At 57.8% G+C, this 16,337-nt stretch carries 14 protein-coding genes and 1 tRNA gene; 8 read left to right on the top strand and 7 right to left on the bottom strand.

The window, feature by feature from the left end; translation table 11 throughout:
* Positions 1 to 33: 33 nt before the first annotated feature.
* On the bottom strand, positions 34 to 708 hold the full coding sequence (locus ACFSAG_RS12685; protein WP_381515425.1) for a DJ-1/PfpI family protein: 675 nt from the start codon (positions 706 to 708) through the stop codon (positions 34 to 36).
* Between the two features lie 9 nt (positions 709 to 717).
* Positions 718 to 1,908 (bottom strand): acetyl-CoA C-acyltransferase, encoded by a 1,191-nt coding sequence (locus tag ACFSAG_RS12680; RefSeq protein ID WP_381515422.1) that lies wholly within the window; start codon positions 1,906 to 1,908, stop codon positions 718 to 720.
* Between the two features lie 143 nt (positions 1,909 to 2,051).
* Here ACFSAG_RS12680 and ACFSAG_RS12675 point away from each other — a divergent pair, with 143 nt between their 5' ends.
* The 3 genes from ACFSAG_RS12675 (at position 2,052) to ACFSAG_RS12665 (ending at position 3,921) form a co-directional block, all read left to right on the top strand.
* Positions 2,052 to 3,473 carry a coniferyl aldehyde dehydrogenase gene (locus ACFSAG_RS12675; RefSeq protein ID WP_381515419.1) on the top strand — a complete coding sequence of 474 codons (1,422 nt, stop codon included), beginning with the start codon at positions 2,052 to 2,054 and terminating at the stop codon, positions 3,471 to 3,473.
* Positions 3,474 to 3,516: 43 nt separating this feature from the next.
* Positions 3,517 to 3,601: transfer RNA gene (locus ACFSAG_RS12670), tRNA-Leu, on the top strand.
* A gap of 128 nt (positions 3,602 to 3,729) precedes the next feature.
* The gene (locus ACFSAG_RS12665; protein WP_374614652.1) at positions 3,730 to 3,921 is read left to right on the top strand and encodes a hypothetical protein; all 192 of its coding nucleotides are present in this window, start codon (positions 3,730 to 3,732) and stop codon (positions 3,919 to 3,921) included.
* Between the two features lie 5 nt (positions 3,922 to 3,926).
* On the opposite strand, the gene ACFSAG_RS12660 is transcribed toward ACFSAG_RS12665, so the two are convergent.
* On the bottom strand, positions 3,927 to 5,219 hold the full coding sequence (locus tag ACFSAG_RS12660; protein WP_381515416.1) for an MFS transporter: 1,293 nt from the start codon (positions 5,217 to 5,219) through the stop codon (positions 3,927 to 3,929).
* A gap of 245 nt (positions 5,220 to 5,464) precedes the next feature.
* Here ACFSAG_RS12660 and ACFSAG_RS12655 point away from each other — a divergent pair, with 245 nt between their 5' ends.
* Positions 5,465 to 7,891, top strand: a complete 2,427-nt coding sequence (locus ACFSAG_RS12655; RefSeq protein ID WP_381515413.1) for a TonB-dependent receptor — start codon at positions 5,465 to 5,467, stop codon at positions 7,889 to 7,891.
* Between the two features lie 11 nt (positions 7,892 to 7,902).
* The gene (locus ACFSAG_RS12650; RefSeq protein ID WP_381515409.1) at positions 7,903 to 9,207 is read left to right on the top strand and encodes an amino acid permease; all 1,305 of its coding nucleotides are present in this window, start codon (positions 7,903 to 7,905) and stop codon (positions 9,205 to 9,207) included.
* On the opposite strand, the gene ACFSAG_RS12645 is transcribed toward ACFSAG_RS12650, so the two are convergent.
* On the bottom strand, positions 9,147 to 10,763 hold the full coding sequence (locus tag ACFSAG_RS12645; protein ID WP_381515406.1) for a phytoene desaturase family protein: 1,617 nt from the start codon (positions 10,761 to 10,763) through the stop codon (positions 9,147 to 9,149). The genes ACFSAG_RS12650 and ACFSAG_RS12645 overlap by 61 nt on opposite strands.
* Entirely contained in the window at positions 10,760 to 11,923 is a 1,164-nt protein-coding gene (locus tag ACFSAG_RS12640; RefSeq protein WP_381515403.1) for an aromatic ring-hydroxylating oxygenase subunit alpha, read from the bottom strand. The genes ACFSAG_RS12645 and ACFSAG_RS12640 overlap by 4 nt, the downstream gene beginning before the upstream one ends.
* Before the next feature lie 33 nt (positions 11,924 to 11,956).
* Between ACFSAG_RS12640 and ACFSAG_RS12635 the strand changes: the two genes are divergently transcribed.
* Positions 11,957 to 12,550 (top strand): TetR family transcriptional regulator C-terminal domain-containing protein, encoded by a 594-nt coding sequence (locus ACFSAG_RS12635; protein ID WP_374614659.1) that lies wholly within the window; start codon positions 11,957 to 11,959, stop codon positions 12,548 to 12,550.
* Here the strand turns inward: ACFSAG_RS12635 and ACFSAG_RS12630 are convergent.
* Positions 12,547 to 12,885 (bottom strand): Mpo1-like protein, encoded by a 339-nt coding sequence (locus ACFSAG_RS12630; RefSeq protein WP_374614660.1) that lies wholly within the window; start codon positions 12,883 to 12,885, stop codon positions 12,547 to 12,549. The two genes, ACFSAG_RS12635 and ACFSAG_RS12630, sit on opposite strands and share 4 nt — an antisense overlap.
* An 84-nt stretch (positions 12,886 to 12,969) precedes the next feature.
* Between ACFSAG_RS12630 and ACFSAG_RS12625 the strand changes: the two genes are divergently transcribed.
* On the top strand, positions 12,970 to 13,758 hold the full coding sequence (locus ACFSAG_RS12625; RefSeq protein WP_381515397.1) for a tryptophan 2,3-dioxygenase: 789 nt from the start codon (positions 12,970 to 12,972) through the stop codon (positions 13,756 to 13,758).
* Positions 13,755 to 14,873, top strand: coding sequence for a kynureninase/PvdN C-terminal domain-containing protein (locus ACFSAG_RS12620; RefSeq protein ID WP_381515394.1), 1,119 nt, complete (start codon positions 13,755 to 13,757; stop codon positions 14,871 to 14,873). Before ACFSAG_RS12625 ends, ACFSAG_RS12620 begins: the two co-directional genes overlap by 4 nt.
* Here ACFSAG_RS12620 and ACFSAG_RS12615 read toward each other — a convergent pair whose 3' ends face one another.
* On the bottom strand, positions 14,874 to 16,211 hold the full coding sequence (locus tag ACFSAG_RS12615; protein ID WP_381515393.1) for a dicarboxylate/amino acid:cation symporter: 1,338 nt from the start codon (positions 16,209 to 16,211) through the stop codon (positions 14,874 to 14,876).
* Positions 16,212 to 16,337: the final 126 nt, after the last annotated feature.

Genomic DNA, 16,337 nt, shown 5'->3' with positions numbered 1-16,337 from the left:
ATCGCTAGCGTGCGATGCAGAGTCGGTCCAGCGTTAAGTTGCGGCGAGTGTCGCGCAGATGGCTGCTTCCATATCGGCAGCAGCCTTGTCATAGACCCGCGCCTTCAAGCCTTCGACCAGCGGTCGCGCAGTGCGGCTGGGATGGCCGCCATCGAAAGGCGGGGCCGGATCATATTCGAGCGCGAGCTGGATCGAGCGAGCGACATCCTCGCCCTTGGCAAGCGCCATCAGTTCAAGCGCGAAATCAATGCCGGAGGTCACACCGCCTGCTGTCACCAGATTGCCATCGCGCACGACGCGGGCTTCTTCATGCGTGGCACCAAATAGCGGCAGCAATTGGGTATAGGCCCAGTGGGTGGTCGCGCGCTTGCCATTGAGCAATCCCGCAGCGCCTAGGATGAAGCTGCCTGTGCAGACGCTCGTTATCCAATCGGCAGCCTTGGCCTGTTCGCGCACGAATTCGACGATGGCGGTATTTGCAATCGCCTCACGCACGCCATGTCCGCCCGGAACGCAGATGATGTCTGCCTGCGGGCAATCGGCAAAGCTGGTGTTCGGTACGATGGCAAAGCCGCAATCGGTGCTGACAGCTTTGCCATCCGTGGAAGCTATATAGGTTGTCGCGCCGGGCAGGCGTGACAGGAACTGAACCGGCCCGGCGAAATCGAGCTGGGTGACATTGTCAAAAAGGACGAAGACGATGTTCACCGCTGCGGATCAATCAACCAGTTCGATCGCAATCGCAGTGCCTTCGCCGCCACCGATGCAGAGCGAAGCGACGCCGCGCTTCAGGCCTTTATGCTTCAACGCGCCGATCAGTGTGGTGATGATGCGCGCGCCCGAAGCACCGATGGGATGGCCAAGCGCGGTTGCGCCGCCATGGACGTTGATCTTCTCATGCGGGATACCAAGGTCGCGCATCGCAAACATGGCAACGCAGGCAAAGGCCTCGTTGACTTCGAACAGGTCAACATCACTGATGCTCCAACCTGCCTTGGCGAGGCATTTGTTGATCGCACCGACTGGAGCGGTGGTGAATGCAGCGGGTTCCTGCGCGTGCGCCGCAGTCGCGACGATACGCGCAACGGGCTTCTGCCCCTTTGCCTCTGCGGTCGAAGCGCGCGAAAGCACAAGCGCAGCGGCACCGTCTGAAATCGATGAAGAGGTGGCTGCAGTGATTGTGCCATCCTTGGCAAAAGCGGGCTTCAGCGTCGGGATCTTGTCCGGGCGGCCCTTGCCAGGCTGTTCGTCGGTGTCGACTACAGTTTCGCCTGCACGGCTGACGACGGTTACCGGAACTATTTCAGATGCAAAGGCGCCAGAGGAAATCGCCTCTTGTGCGCGGCGAAGCGATTCAATCGAATAGGCGTCCTGATCTTCGCGGGTGAGTTGATATTCGTTTGCGGTTTCCTGTGCGAAGGTGCCCATCGCGCGGCCCGGTTCATAGGCATCCTCAAGGCCATCGAGGAACATATGGTCATAGGCGGTGTCATGGCCGATGCGCGCACCGCTGCGATGCTTTTTGAGGATATAGGGCGCGTTGGTCATGCTCTCCATGCCGCCCGCGATGACATAGTCGACCGAGCCGGCGGCGATGGCTTCTGCGCCCATGATTACGGTTTGCATGCCGCTGCCGCATACCTTGTTGACGGTGGTGGCCTGCACCGATTTCGGGAGGCCCGCCTTCAATGCCGCTTGGCGGGCAGGGGCCTGGCCAAGGCCGGCAGGCAACACGCAGCCCATATAGATGCGTTCGATATCGTCGCCCGATACGCCAGCGCGTTCGACGGCTGCTTTGACAGCGGTTGCGCCCAGATCGGTTGCGGCCACATCCGAAAGCACGCCCTGCATGCCGCCCATAGGGGTGCGGGCATAGGATAGGATGACGACGGGATCGGTGCTGCTCATGGATGCATTCCTTTTATTGCGCCTTAGGCATGGGAGACGTTACGGATTCGCCCTTAATCCCCTGTACGCCGCAACACAATGTGCAGACGCGTTGCATTCTTATGCACAAATGTTAATCCACCAGTTAAATAGAGGAGAGAGACATGACCGCAGATATGCAAACCGTTCTGCAAAAGCAGAGGGCCGCTTTTACCTCAGCCATGCCGGAGCCGATGTCGGTCCGGCGCGATCGCATGGACCGCGCGATTGCGCTGCTTATTGATTACAAGGATGTGTTTGCCCAGGCGGTTTCGGCCGATTTCGGGCATCGCAGCACCGAACAGACGCTGATGACCGACATCATGCCGTCGGTGAGTGCGCTCAAACATGCGAAGAAGCATTTTGAAAGCTGGGCACGCAATGAAAAGCGCAAACCCACTTTCCCGCTCGGTCTGATCGGGGCGAAGGCGGATGTGGTTTACCAGCCAAAGGGTGTTGTCGGGGTCATCGCGCCCTGGAATTTCCCCGTTGGCATGGTGATGGTGCCGATGGCCGGTATATTGGCAGCGGGCAACCGCGCCATGATCAAACCGTCCGAATATACCGAACGCGTGGCAGAGGTGTTTGCCGAAGCGGTGCCCAAATATTTCGCCGAAGAGGAAATGGCGGTTTTTACCGGCGGGGTTGAAGTTGGCACGGCCTTTTCCAAACTTGCGTTCGACCACCTGATCTTCACCGGCGCTACCAGCGTCGGCAAGCACATCATGCGCGCTGCAGCGGATAACCTCGTGCCGGTCACGCTCGAGCTCGGCGGCAAATCACCGACGATTATCGGGCGCAGTGCCGACAAGAAAAAAGCGGGTGAACGCATCGCGCTGGGCAAGATGATGAATGCCGGGCAGATCTGCCTTGCGCCCGATTACCTGCTTGTCGCCAAAGAGCAGGAACAGGAAATGATCGACGGCGTCGTCAATGGCGTTTCGACGCTCTATCCCTCGCTGTTGAACAATGATGATTACACATCGGTGGTCAATGGCCGCAACTATGACCGGCTGCAGGGCTATCTTGCCGATGCCAAGGAAAAGGGTGCCGAACTGATCGAGGTCAATCCAGCCAATGAGGATTTCGGATCGTCGAACGGCAACAAGATGCCATTGACCATTGTTCGCAACGTCAATGACGACATGAAGGTGATGCAGGAAGAAATCTTCGGCCCGATCCTTCCTGTCATGACCTATTCGTCAATGGATGAAGCGATTGATTATGTGAACGCGCATGATCGTCCATTGGGCCTATATTATTTCGGCAACGACAAAGCAGAGGAACAACGCGTCCTCACCCGCACCATTTCGGGCGGGGCTACCGTCAACGACGTGATTTTCCATAATGCGATGGAAGACCTGCCCTTTGGCGGCATCGGCCCTTCCGGAATGGGCAATTATCATGGCGCCGATGGGTTCAAGACGTTCAGCCATATGCGCGCGGTTTACCGCCAGCCTGCGATGGATGTTGCCGGTATGGCCGGGTTCAAACCGCCTTATGGCAAGTCGACGCACAAGACTCTTGAACGCGAACTGCGCAAGTAGGCTTGCGCCCGGGCGGGAGCTTCGCTAGAGGCTCCCCCTCACTGCCCCTGTGGTGGAATTGGTAGACGCGCTCGACTCAAAATCGAGTACCGAAAGGTGTGCCCGTTCGAGTCGGGCCAGGGGCACCACTCCACAAAATCTGTCGCAAAATGGAACGGTTGCCGTCGGAACCGTTATTAACCACCTTTGTGCCTCGCCAATATCCCTAATGAAACGTTAACGTCCCGCGTAACCAAAGCATTAAGGGACAATCGCGATGCAACGACAGCTGGTTCAATCGAATGAAGGTGCGCAGCACCCCTTCCGTCAGGAACTGGCTCCGCATGTGCTTGCTGTGCCTGCAAAGTGGCAGCCAGTTGCTGCGAAATGGTGGCAGCGCGAAGATACGCACCTGTTCCTGATCAGCTTTGGCGCATTTTTTACGGTGTTCTACACCTTCATCGCCTGATGCAGTCAATCGCAGGCGAGGTGCAGTTTCCAGCTGATCCATGCTGAAACGAGGCACGCAGCAGCAATCAGGAACAAGGTATCGGCTGTGCTGATGTTCATCGCCGTCAGCAGGCTGTAAACCAACGCGCCGATCACCATCGCACCAGAATTCACGATATTGTTTGCCGCAACCGTACGGGCCGTTTGCGATTTGCCGACCGTAGTGGTGAGGAACGCGTATAGCGGCACTACGAACATGCCGCCGGCCACGGCTATTCCCAAAAGCGCAAACAAGATGATGTCACCTTGGCGCAATGCCCAGAATTCAGCATAGTTCAGCAACGCATCGGCATCTTGCGGGTTGTCGGGCACATGCACCCATCCTTTGACGGCCCACCAAAGCAACAGAACAAAAGCCGCCATGATCAACACCGAAGCCGGCGCATATTTCGCTGAAACAGAGCCGTTGAGAATGCGGTTGATCAGCACCGAACCGATGGCGACGCCCACCGAGAAAATGGCGGTAAACATGGTTGCGACGGTATTGTCGCCGCCTAGGGCATTTTTGACCATCGGCGGGAATTGCGCTGCAAGGACTGCACCGATAGCCCAGAAAAAACTGATGGCCATGATCGCGAGGAACAGGCGCGGCACATGCATCGTGTCGCGCACAAGGCGCCAGCTCGAACGGAAAATGTTCCAGTCGATCTTGCCGGTGGGCGCATCATCTTCCGGTGGTGCTGCGGGAACGAATTGTGCGGTTACGCGACCGATCAATGCAACAAGAATAACGGCCACAGCGGAAATCTTGGGGTCCAAAATCCCGCCTACGATCGTACCACTCAGGATCGCAATATAGGTGCCGGCTTCGACGAGGCCGGTACCGCCGAGCACTTCTTCGTCTTTAAGGTGCTGCGGCAGGATTCCGTATTTGATCGGGCCGAAAAAGGTCGAATGAACGCCCATGGCAAAAAGCGCGAGGAACATCAGCGGGATATTGTGCAGCCAGATACCGGCTGCGCCGACGATCATGATGAAGATCTCGGCGGTTTTGACCAAACGGATGATGCGGGTTTTGTCGCCGCTGTCTGCCAACTGGCCTGAAATTGCCGACAGCAGGAAGAAGGGCAGGATGAAAATGCCACCCGCAAGCGCATTGTAATAGGCTTCTTCGGCTTCTCCGCCCTGCAGGATGGAATAGGTGATCAACATCACCATCGCCATCTTGAAGAAATTGTCGTTGAACGCGTTCAGGAACTGGGTGACGAAAAGTGGCAGGAAACGCCGCTTGCCAAGCAAAGCCATGGAAGTTTGCATATACGGATCGGTCCCTCACCCTGTTTGAATATGCCCTAACGCGCAGTCAGTAGTTGGCAAGCCCTTTCGGGTAAGAACGCCAGCAGGACATCGGTTTCCCTTTTGTCGACGATTGATGGCAGCGTTGCGCCAAAGCCACAGCAGACGGAATAATTTGGCCCAAACACGTCATTAGACGAAAAAATCTTGCCATGATTCCAGAAATATGTGGGATTGCGGCATTGCAACATAATGGAGGGTGCGCAATGCGCAAATCACTACGCAATAAGCATGTACGTACAGCGGTCGCGACGCTTCTGGCTTCAAGTTCGGTCGCAATTTCACTTCCCGCCTATGCCCAGTCAGCTGCGGCGGAAGACACCGACGAAATCGTCGTTACCGCGCAGAAGCGCGAACAGAATTTGCAAGACGTTCCCGTCGCGATCACCGCGATTGGAACCGAGAAGCTTGACCAACTGCAGGTCAATGAATTTGCCGATGTCGTGAAATTCCTTCCCTCGGTGACCATCCAGCAGGGTGGACCTGGCTTCGCGCAGGTCTATTTCCGCGGCGTGGCTTCGGGTGAAAATGCCAACCACTCAGCGTCGCTTCCGACCGTTGGTACCTATTTGGACGAAATGCCGATCACCACGATCCAGGGTGCGCTCGACATTCATGCTTATGACCTTGCCCGTGTCGAAGCGCTCGCCGGGCCGCAGGGCACGCTCTATGGTGCAAGCTCGATGGCGGGCACGCTCAAGCTGGTGACCAATGCGCCTGACACTTCAGGTTTCTACGGAAATGCCGGTGTAGAGATCAACAATGTCGCCCATGGCGACTTTGGTTCGGTATTCGAAGGTTTCATCAACGCGCCGCTTAGTGACAGTGCAGCCTTGCGCCTGGTCGGCTGGTATCGCGACGATGGCGGCTATATCGATAACCTGCCCGGATCGCGCACCTATCCGACATCTGGCATCACACAAAACAACGCTGCCCTTGTTGAGAAAAACTACAACGATGCCGAAACCTATGGTGCACGCCTTGCACTCGGTATCGATCTTGACGAAAATTGGACCATCAAGCCGACCTTGATGGGCCAGATTCAGAATACCGAAGGCAGTTATGCGCGTGAGCGCTCCGGCCAGTCGAGCGGTAAATATACCACTGTCCAGTACAACCCCGAAGGCAGCAAGGATAAGTGGATCCAGGCTGCGATGACGATCGAAGGCAAGATCGGCAACTGGGATATGACGCTCACCGGCGGCCATCTGCGGCGCAAGACTGAAACCCAGAGTGACTATTCGGACTATGGCTATTTCTACGACGCTTTGTCGGGATATGGTGCTTACTGGTATGACAATGCTGGCGATTATGTCAGCCCCAACCAGTATATCCAGGGTATCGACCGTTATCGTAAGAGCTTTGCCGAATTCCGCGTTTCATCGCCGCAGGATGCTTCGCTTCGCTTCATCGGTGGTCTGTTCTGGCAACGCCAGACACACAATATTGAGCAGAACTACATCATCGACGATATCGCTGACAGCATCACCGTTCCGGGAACCGACAGCAATATCTGGCTGACCAAGCAGCTGCGCACCGATCGCGACTATGCCGCATTTGGTGAGCTCAGCTTTGATGTTACCGACAAGCTGACGCTGACCGGTGGCGCGCGCGTTTATAAATATGACAACTCGCTGTTTGGCTTCTTTGGCTTTGCTCGCGGATATTCGCGGAACACAGGTGTTGCCCGCTGCGTCACCACCACGGGAGCCGAATTCCGCGACAACCCGACCGGAACCTTTGCTACCCCGATCCTGCCCGGTGCCCCTTGCACCAATGTGGACAAGAACACATCGGACAGCGATTTCATCCACAAGCTGAATGCGACCTACAAGATCAACGATGACGCGTTGGTCTATGCAACCTGGTCACGCGGTTTCCGTCCTGGTGGTATCAACCGCCGCGGTACGCTCCCGCCTTATGGCCCGGATGAACTCGACAATTACGAGCTTGGCTGGAAGACCACTTTCGGCGCATTCCGCTTCAACGGTGCCGTCTATCAGGAAGATTGGAACAACATCCAGCTTTCCTTCCTCGGTGCCAACGGCCTGACCGAAATCCGGAATGCCGGTATCGCGCGTATTCGCGGTGTCGAAATGGATGTCGGTTACCGTCAGGGCGGTTTCAGCCTCAACGCGGGCTTCAGCTATAACGATGCCGAAATCCGTCGCGATTTCTGCCGCATCGCGAATGCTACCTTTGATTGCACCACGCCGGGCAACGCCCTGCTTGCACCTGCTGGGTCACGCCTGCCGGTTACCCCGAAATTCAAGGGTAACATGATTGCGCGTTATGAATTCCCGATTTCGGACTGGAACGGCCATGTCCAACTCGCGGCAAATCATACCGGTAGCCGCGCTACCGACCTGCGTACTGCGCAGAAAGCACTCAAGGGCAACCTCGGCGCTTACACCACTGTCGACTTCAGCTTCGGTGTGAAGAACGACATGTGGAGCATTGAAGCCTTTGCAACCAACCTGTTTGACTCATTCGGTGTCGTGAACACCGGCGTATCTTGCGTCGAAACTGTTTGTGGTACGGGCGTTACGCCCAGCACACCAACGGGTGGTGCATTCTACGATACGATCATCAAGCCACGGGTGATCGGCCTTAAATTCAGCCGCGATTTCTGATCGCGGGATTGATGAACGAAGAAACGAAAAAGCCGGGCCAAAAGCTCGGCTTTTTCATGTCCGTGGCTCTGGTCATGGGCAATATGATCGGCTCTGGGGTTTTCTTGTTACCGCAGGGACTGGCACCCTTTGGCTGGAATGCGATCGCAGGCTGGGCAGTGACGATTGCCGGGGCGTTGTGCCTTGCGCATGTCCTCGCCAAACTCACGGCCAGCCATGAAGGCGCTATCGGCCCTGCCGAACTGGTCGAGCGCAGTTTCGGTCCGCTCGCCGGCTTCCTCATCGGCTTTGCCTTTTGGGTGTCGGTATGGACCGGCTGTGTCACCATTGCCGTTGGCGCCACTTCCTATATGTCGAGTTTCCTTCCGGTGCTCGGCGAACATCCGTCGCTCACGGCGCTTGCTGTTATCTGGACGATGACCGGCGTAAACCTGCTTGGGGTGCGTTCGGCTGGTTCGTTCCAGGTGGTGACGACGCTCCTCAAGCTGACGCCATTGATTGTCGTCGCCATCCTGATCGGTGTGATTTTCGGCCGCGAAGGAACCGCCGCATTGGCACCTTTCCCGGAAGAGGGGCTTTCACTCCCGTCGGTCAACACGGCTGCCGCGATGACGCTTTGGGCGATGATCGGTTTCGAGGCCGCTTGCGCCGCTTCGCACAAGATCGACAATCCGCAACGCAATGTTCCGCGTGCAACATTCTACGGCGCGCTGCTTTCCGGCATAATCTATTTGGTCGTCTGTTCGGGCATCACCCTGATGTTGCCCGCCGATCAGGTCGCGGCTTCGCCTGCGCCGTTTGAGCTTTTTGTCTCTACTTTCTGGTCACCCGGCCCTGCATCGATGGTTGCGGCATTCGCTGCGATCAGTGCGATCGGGGCGGTCAATGGCTGGACGCTGGTACAAGGCGAACTCCCCCTGGAGATGGCCAAGCGCAAGATGATGCCTGAATGGTTCGCGCGGGTCACCGAAAATGGCGTTCCAATCAACGGTCTGCTTTCTGCGACCATATTGGGCAGCTTGCTTATTCTGACAAATAGCAGCCAGTCGATGGCGGGGCTTTTCACCTTCATGGCGCTTCTGACCACATCGGTGACTTTGTGGCTTTACCTCGCCTGTGCAGCGGTGGCCCTGAAACGCCGGGTCGCTGTGCCCTTTGCGCTTCTGGGCCTCGCCTTTGGTGTCTGGAGCCTTTGGGGCGCTGGTATCGAAGCCAGCGGCTTGAGCATCGTGTTGATGTTCGCTGGCCTGCCGCTTTACTGGTGGGCGCGGCGGAAAACCCTGCCGAGCACCGACCGGTCGGCCAGCACTTCCTGAGCGCAATTGTGCCCCGGCGCGCCGGTAACACCGCCGCCTGGATGCGTGCCTGCGCCGCACATATAGAGCCCCTTTAATGGACCGCGATAGGCGCCATTACCCAGCACCGGACGAGCTGACCACAGTTGGTCGAGGCTCATATTGCCGTGCATGATGTCGCCACCGACAAGGCCGAATTTGCGCTCCAACCCCTTCGGGCTGAGGATCTGGCGCCCTAGGATCGAGGCACGGAAACCGGGAGCATAGGCTTCAACCGTGTCGATGATGGTATCGGCAGCCTTGCTTTCTTCCGCATCCCAGTCGCGGCCATCTGGCAGCTCAGGGGCGAATTGTTGGCAGAATAGGCTGGCTACATGCTGGCCCGGAGGAGCCAAGCTGTCGTCAACGGTGGAGGGGATCAGCATCTCAACGATCGGCCGTTTCGACCAGCCATAGCGCTTGGCGTCGAGGAACGCCTCGTCCATATAATCGAGCGTTGGTGCAATGATGATGCCCGACTGGTGATGCTCGCCAGGTTCGGGCAAGCAAGTGAATTTGGGCAGTTCGGACAAGGCAACATTCATGCGGAAGGTGCCGCTGCCTGCCTTGAACCCCTTGATGCGGCGTTTGAATTCGCCGCTCAGGTCGCTGTCATCGAACATCCGCTCGTACAGCAGTTTCGGCCCGACATTGGAAATCACACGGTCGGCAATCACTTCCTCGCGGCTTTCGAGGCGCACGCCTGCCACCTTGCCGCCATCGACCAGTACGCGCGCGACGGGGCTTTCGAGACTGATTTCGACGCCATGCTCGCGGCACACCTTGGCCATGATCTGGGTGATGTTGCCCATGCCGCCGACGCTATGGCCCCATGCGCCTTTCTTTCCGTTCACCTCGCCAAAGACATGGTGGAGCAGGACATAGGCGCTGCCCGGCGTATCGGGGCTGGCATAGTTGCCGACCACAGCGTCGAAACCGAAGGCTGCCTTCACAGCTTCGCTTTCGAACCAACTGTCGAGGAATGTGCGCGCGGATTTGACGAATAGGTCGAGCACATCGCGCTGCTGCGATAGCGACAGGCGGGCAAGTCCCATTCCCTGACGCGCACCATCGAACAACGTCTTCAGGCCCTCGCCGACATTGGGTGGCGATTTGAGCGCCAGATCGCGCAACACATCGGCGACGCCTTCCAGCATGTCGTAATATTCTGGCAGGACCTGTGCATCATGTTTGGAAAAACGGGCAAACTCAGCCTGCGTACGTTCCAGCCCGCCGCCGAGTTTCAGGTAACCGCCATCTTCCTGCGGCAGGAAGTTGCTGATCGGGCGCTCGATCACGCGATAGCCATGATCGGCCAAGCGCATGTCGGCAATCACCTTGGGTTGCAGCAGGCTGACTGTGTAGCTCGCGACCGAGTTTCGAAAACCGGGGTGGAATTCCTCGGTTACGGCCGCTCCGCCCACGACATTGCGGCGCTCGACGATGCGCACTTTCATGCCCGCACGGGCGAGGTAGAAGGCGCAGACAAGGCCGTTATGGCCGCCGCCGATGATCACGGCATCATATTTCTGGGTCATTTGTGGCTCCAGCCCGGTGCCGGGCGTTTTTCGAGGCGGGCTTCCGGGATAAGATCGCGGATGCGTGCGCAAAAGCTTTTAAGGCAGACTTCCTTGTCGGACAGCGGGCCCATCGAGAAGGTGCGGCTAGCCATGCCTTCCTGCACCCGGGTGATGAGTGCGGTATCTTCGGCGTTGACCTGACGGTTGATGCGCCAGTTGAGATAGCGCGCGGCCTTCATTTCACGGCGTTCATCATCGAAAACATAGCTGATTTCGCGGATCAGGCAGGTGGTCGGCCCAGTGGGCAGCCACTGCATGAAATCGACCTGATCGGGGTAAATGTCGAATGCGACCGAGGGCCAAAGCTTGAAATAGAGCCAGCGTTTCTGGTTTGCTTCCGGAAGATGCGGAACCGAGGGCAAAAGGTTCTGGTAGGCGCGTTCGGACCAGTTGTTCGATGGCCGGTCGACAAGGTCGCCCCACATGCGATCAACATGCGGCTCGGCCTCGACACCATAGCTTTTGCCGAACAGGCGGGTCAGGCCGGGATGCGCGACCGGGATGTGCAGACCATCCGAATAATTGTCGCCGACATTCTTCCAGTTCACATCGCGCGGGCGCAGCGTGACGCGGCCCAATGCCTTCAATTCTTCGAACCGATAGGGCGCAACCTGATCTTCATAGGGGGCCATCATCTCGGCAACCGAGGGGCCACCGCTTTCGAGACGAACGAAGATGAAGCCACGCCAGATTTCCATGTCCACTGGCACCAGCCCCGCCTTGCCCTTGTCGAGCGTGGGGTAGCTGGCACTATCGGGAACGCCGGTAAGCCGGCCATCCAAATCATAGGTCCAGGCGTGATAGGGGCAGACCAGCTTTTTGGCGCAGCCACTTGATCCGTCGACCAGCCGACTTCCACGGTGGCGGCAGACATTGGTGAAGGCGCGCAACTGCATGTCTTGCCCGCGCACGACGATGACGCTTTCACCGACATAGTCGAGGCTGTGCCAGTCACCCGCATTGGGCACATCCGAAACATGGCAGACCACCTGCCAGCCGGGGCGGAAAATGCGGTCGATTTCGAGCTGTGCGAATTCGGCGTCGTTATAAGTCCATGCCGGAAGGCTCCAGCCGTCCAACGGGTCGTGACCAGTGTCGAGTTTATGGATGCTTGCCATGATGGAGCAGTTGTTATACGAGTGTATAACAATATGCAAGCAGCCCGATCATCCTTCACGCGCGAAAGCGCCGATGCCCGGCGCGACGCATTGATCGCGGCTTGCGCGCACTCGCTCGCTCGCAATGGCGTGCAGGGAACTTCGGTGCGCGTGATCTGTACCGAGGCAGGTGTCTCCCCCGGGCTGCTCCGCCATTATTATGATGGCATCGATGCTTTGATTGCTGCGACCTATCGCTCGACGGGCGATCGTGTGCAGAAGGCATTGGCTGATGCTGTTGCTGCAGCGCCCGATGCCCCCCGCGACCGCCTTCTCGCCTATCTGACCGCGAGTTTCGTACCGCCGATTGCCGACCCCGAATTGCTGGCGACCTGGCTTGCCTTTTGGGCGTTGACCAAGACCGACCCGCATATTGCAGCTCTGCATGGTGAAATTTACCGCGATTACCGCGCCGATCTGGAAACGCTACTCTCTGCCTGCCAGCCCGGTGACCATCGGTTGACCGCTGTTGCGCTGACAGCATTGGTCGACGGGCTTTGGCTCGAACTCAGCCTTGGCGACGCGCCGTTCAGCAGGGAAGAGGCCGGGGTGCTGGTTGAAAAATGGCTGGATGCGCTTTTGGGTTAGCCCTTGGCGCTGACACCCGCTGCGGCGAGGTGTTGCCCCAATCGACCGCCCGCCCAGAGGAAGAACATCCGGTAATCGGCGATCAATGACCAGAGCGGATGCTTGAACGTCAGTGGCACATTATTCTCGACCTTAAAATGGCCGGCCCAGGCAAATGCATAGGAGCCGACCAGCCCGAAAGCGATCCACCACAGATTGCCCGTGAATGCCACCATCGCGACTGCGAATAACCCGCAAATCGACGCGCAATAATGCAGCGCCCGGCACAACGGCACGCTATGTGCGCGCAGGTAAATTGGCCAAAATTCGGAAAAGCTGTTTGCCATCTTGCTCATAACTCCACCTCCCAAGCCTTATTCTGCAACATGGCTGTATTTGCAAGGCTGGCATAGTTTCAAATGAAACTGTATCGGTCAGGCATGACCGATATGACCTACGCCCGCTATCTGGCACTCGATGATCTTCTTGCCTGCCAGCACCCGCAATCTGAACTGGATGACGAGATGCTGTTCATCATCATCCACCAGACCAAAGAACTCTGGCTCAAACAGATTATTCGCGAGATGCATCTGGCCAAAAGCCAGATTCAGGCAGATGCGTTGGTTCCAGCCTATAAGGCGCTTGCGCGGGTCAGCCGCATCCAGGCGGTGATGACGCTGAGCTGGGATGTGCTGTCAACGATGACACCGTCGGATTATACGCGCTTCCGGCATGTACTGGGGCCCAGCTCTGGCTTCCAGTCGGACCAGTTCCGCACGGTTGAATATCTGCTCGGGCTGAAGGACGGGGGCTTCCTGAAATATCAGGAAGACCGACCCGAGGCACAGGCGGCAATGCGCAATGCGCTGCAGACACCCAGCATTTGGGACGATGCCATTGCCGCCGCTGCGCGGGCTGGGCTGCCTATTTCGGACGCAGTGCTGCATCGCGATGTCAGCCAGCCATATACACCGGACGCGTCGGTCGAAGCCGCCTTTCTGAAAGTCTATCGCGAACCCGAACGATATTGGGAATTGTACCAGCTCGCCGAGAAACTGGTAGACTTGGACGATGCCATGGCGAGCTGGCGGCACAAGCATGTCTTAACAGTTCAGCGCGTGATTGGCGGAAAACGCGGCACAGGTGGCACTGCAGGTGTCAGCTATTTGCAGGGTACGCTGGGCAAGCGGGCATTTCCCGAGCTTTGGTCGTTGAGAACCGAATTGTGACCTACAAACACCTCTTCTCCCGCTCGCTCTCGGCCAAACCGGACCGGCTGCATTTTGCGGCGCACAGCCACCATCTGTGGCCCGATGCTAGTTTCGATGGTCAGACGGCGGCTTGGGAAGATGCGGCCCGTATGGCGGACCTGAAATGGGGCCACATCATGGGGCCGGTTTGGGGTGAGGCGCAGCGCCACATCGCGCGCGAATTGAGCCTGCCCGATCCATCGACGATTGCCTTCTCGCCAAACACGCACGACTTTCTCGTCCGTATCTTTTCCGCCATTCCAAAACGGCCGGTGCGGGTGCTGGCCACCGATGGCGAGTTTCACAGCTTTCGCAGGCAAATGGCCCGTTGGGTAGAGGCTGGGGAAGCGATTCTCTCCACTGTATCGGCGGACAAACTGACCGCCACCGCAGAGGCAAGTGATTTCGACCTCATCTTTGCCAGCCATGTGCTGTTCAACTCGGGGGCGATCATCACCGACCTGGAGGGGTTAGCGGCGCTCGCAAAACCTGAAGGCCCGTGGGTTGTCATTGATGGCTATCATGGCTTCATGGCGATAGCGACCGATTTATCGGCAATAGCTGATCGCGTCTTCTACGTCTCAGGCGGCTATAAATACGCCATGGCAGGGGAGGGGGTTTGCTTCCTGCATGCACCGCCCGGATTTGCACCCAGGCCAGTCATCACTGGCTGGTATGCGGCATTTGAGGATTTGGCGTTGCCGCCCGGCGCAGTGGGATATGCGCAGGATGGCGGCCGGTTCCTGGGAAGTACATTCGATCCATCCGGCCTCTATCGCTTCAACGCTGTGCGGCGGATGCTCGATGCCGAGGGGCTGACGACCCCTAAGGTATCTGCCCATGTGGCCGAGCTGCAGAAACATTTTATCGACGCCAATGCATTGCCGGATTTCCGTCTTCTCAATCCGTCTGGCAGTGGGAATCATGCCCGTTTCCTGGCCTATAAAGGGCCGGGCGCTGCGGCGCTGCATGCACAATTGGAAAACCGGAATGTCATCACCGATGTGCGCGGCGACGTGCTGCGCATCGGTTTCGGACTGTATCAAGACGCAGAGGATGTCGACCGGCTGATCGAAATACTCCGCGCCCGATAATTACTTTTTCGTCCGTTCGTCCTCGACCATATCCTCCGCAAGTTCGAGGCCTCTCGCACCGCCATGAGCTGTATGTGCGGGGGCATGCGGGTGCTCGACAAATTCGGGCTCTTCCACCTCCAGCATGCCTTCCCACTTGGTGATCACCGAAGTGGCAACCGCATTGCCGACAACGTTGGTCGCGGTGCGGCCCATGTCGAGGAACTGGTCGATCGCGAGAATGATCGCGACGCCTTCGACGGGCAATCCGAACATCGCCAGCGTGCCGGTGATGACCACCAGCGATGCCCGCGGCACCGCAGCGATTCCCTTGGACGAAATCATCAGCGTCAGCAGGATCATGATCTGCGTCGTGATCGAAAGGTCGATGCCATAGGCCTGCGCGATGAAGATCGTCGCAAAGCTCATATACATCATCGAACCATCGAGGTTGAAGCTGTAGCCCAGCGGCAGGATGAAGCCCGATATGCGGCGGGGCACGCCAAAGCGATCAAGCTGTTCAAACATCTTGGGCAGCGCCGCTTCGGATGATGCGGTCGAAAAGGCGATCATCAGCGGCTGGCGGATATAGCGGATCAGCGTCCAGATACGCTGGCGCAGGAAGATCGCGCCCACCGTCAACAGGATGATCCAGAGCAGCACCAGCGAGAGGTAGAATTCGACAAGAAGCTCTAGATAGGTACCCAGAATGTCGAGCCCGCTTGCAGCGACGACATTGGCGATTGCGCCAAAAACCGCAACCGGTGCGTAGCGCATGACATAACCGGTTACCTGCAGCATCATTTCGGCCAGCGCGTCAGCACCGCGAACGAGCGATGCGCCCTTTTCGCCGATTGCCGACAAGGCAACGCCGGCGAAAATCGAGAAGACCAGTATCTGCAGGATATTGTTGGTCGCCATCGCCTCAATGGCGTTTTTCGGGAATATTGAGAGGATGAACTCGGTCGCCTTCAGGTCTTTGACCTCACCCACCGCCTTCGCCGCTTCGGCGGCCTCGGGGATGGGCGCGCCTACACCGGGTTGGAACAGGTTGACCATGATGAGGCCAAGCCCGATCGAAATCAGGCTGGCGATGATGAACCAGCTGATCGCTCGGAAACCGATGCGGCCCAGCGCGCTGCTATCGCCCATATTCGCTATGCCGACGACAATGGTGGAGAGCACCAAGGGCGCGACCAGCAATTTGATGAGGTTCAGGAAGATATCGGACAACAGCTTTAGCCAGGGTGCGACCGATTCCTTCACCACGGCGGGGTCGACATAAGCGTGCAAGACCTGCCCGACGATCACACCCAGGACCATTCCTGCCAATATGTACCATGTCAGCCGACGGTCCATCCGTGCTTCCCCTTTACTTTATGCTGTTGTCACGATGTGGTAACCGAGCGGTAGCGGCTCGGCAAGCGCATCCGTTTCCGCAGCGTAAAAATCGTTACAATCGCAACTATCTTGTTGTTTGGCCGT

It is taken from the genome of Sphingorhabdus buctiana, from assembly GCF_042680825.1.
Classification (GTDB): Bacteria; Pseudomonadota; Alphaproteobacteria; order Sphingomonadales; family Sphingomonadaceae; genus Sphingorhabdus_B; species Sphingorhabdus_B buctiana.
The sequence above is the reverse complement of the archived record's forward strand: the minus strand, read 5'-3'. Positions and strand labels throughout refer to the sequence as shown.

Coding starts and splice junctions, on each gene's coding strand:
- ACFSAG_RS12680 (WP_381515422.1), bottom strand. CDS start 1,908: ATGAGCAGCACCGATCCCGTCGTCATCCTATCCTATGCCCGCACCCCT.
- ACFSAG_RS12675 (WP_381515419.1), top strand. CDS start 2,052: ATGACCGCAGATATGCAAACCGTTCTGCAAAAGCAGAGGGCCGCTTTT.
- ACFSAG_RS12665 (WP_374614652.1), top strand. CDS start 3,730: ATGCAACGACAGCTGGTTCAATCGAATGAAGGTGCGCAGCACCCCTTC.
- ACFSAG_RS12660 (WP_381515416.1), bottom strand. CDS start 5,219: ATGCAAACTTCCATGGCTTTGCTTGGCAAGCGGCGTTTCCTGCCACTT.
- ACFSAG_RS12655 (WP_381515413.1), top strand. CDS start 5,465: ATGCGCAAATCACTACGCAATAAGCATGTACGTACAGCGGTCGCGACG.
- ACFSAG_RS12650 (WP_381515409.1), top strand. CDS start 7,903: ATGAACGAAGAAACGAAAAAGCCGGGCCAAAAGCTCGGCTTTTTCATG.
- ACFSAG_RS12645 (WP_381515406.1), bottom strand. CDS start 10,763: ATGACCCAGAAATATGATGCCGTGATCATCGGCGGCGGCCATAACGGC.
- ACFSAG_RS12640 (WP_381515403.1), bottom strand. CDS start 11,923: ATGGCAAGCATCCATAAACTCGACACTGGTCACGACCCGTTGGACGGC.
- ACFSAG_RS12635 (WP_374614659.1), top strand. CDS start 11,957: ATGCAAGCAGCCCGATCATCCTTCACGCGCGAAAGCGCCGATGCCCGG.
- ACFSAG_RS12630 (WP_374614660.1), bottom strand. CDS start 12,885: ATGAGCAAGATGGCAAACAGCTTTTCCGAATTTTGGCCAATTTACCTG.
- ACFSAG_RS12625 (WP_381515397.1), top strand. CDS start 12,970: ATGACCGATATGACCTACGCCCGCTATCTGGCACTCGATGATCTTCTT.
- ACFSAG_RS12615 (WP_381515393.1), bottom strand. CDS start 16,211: ATGGACCGTCGGCTGACATGGTACATATTGGCAGGAATGGTCCTGGGT.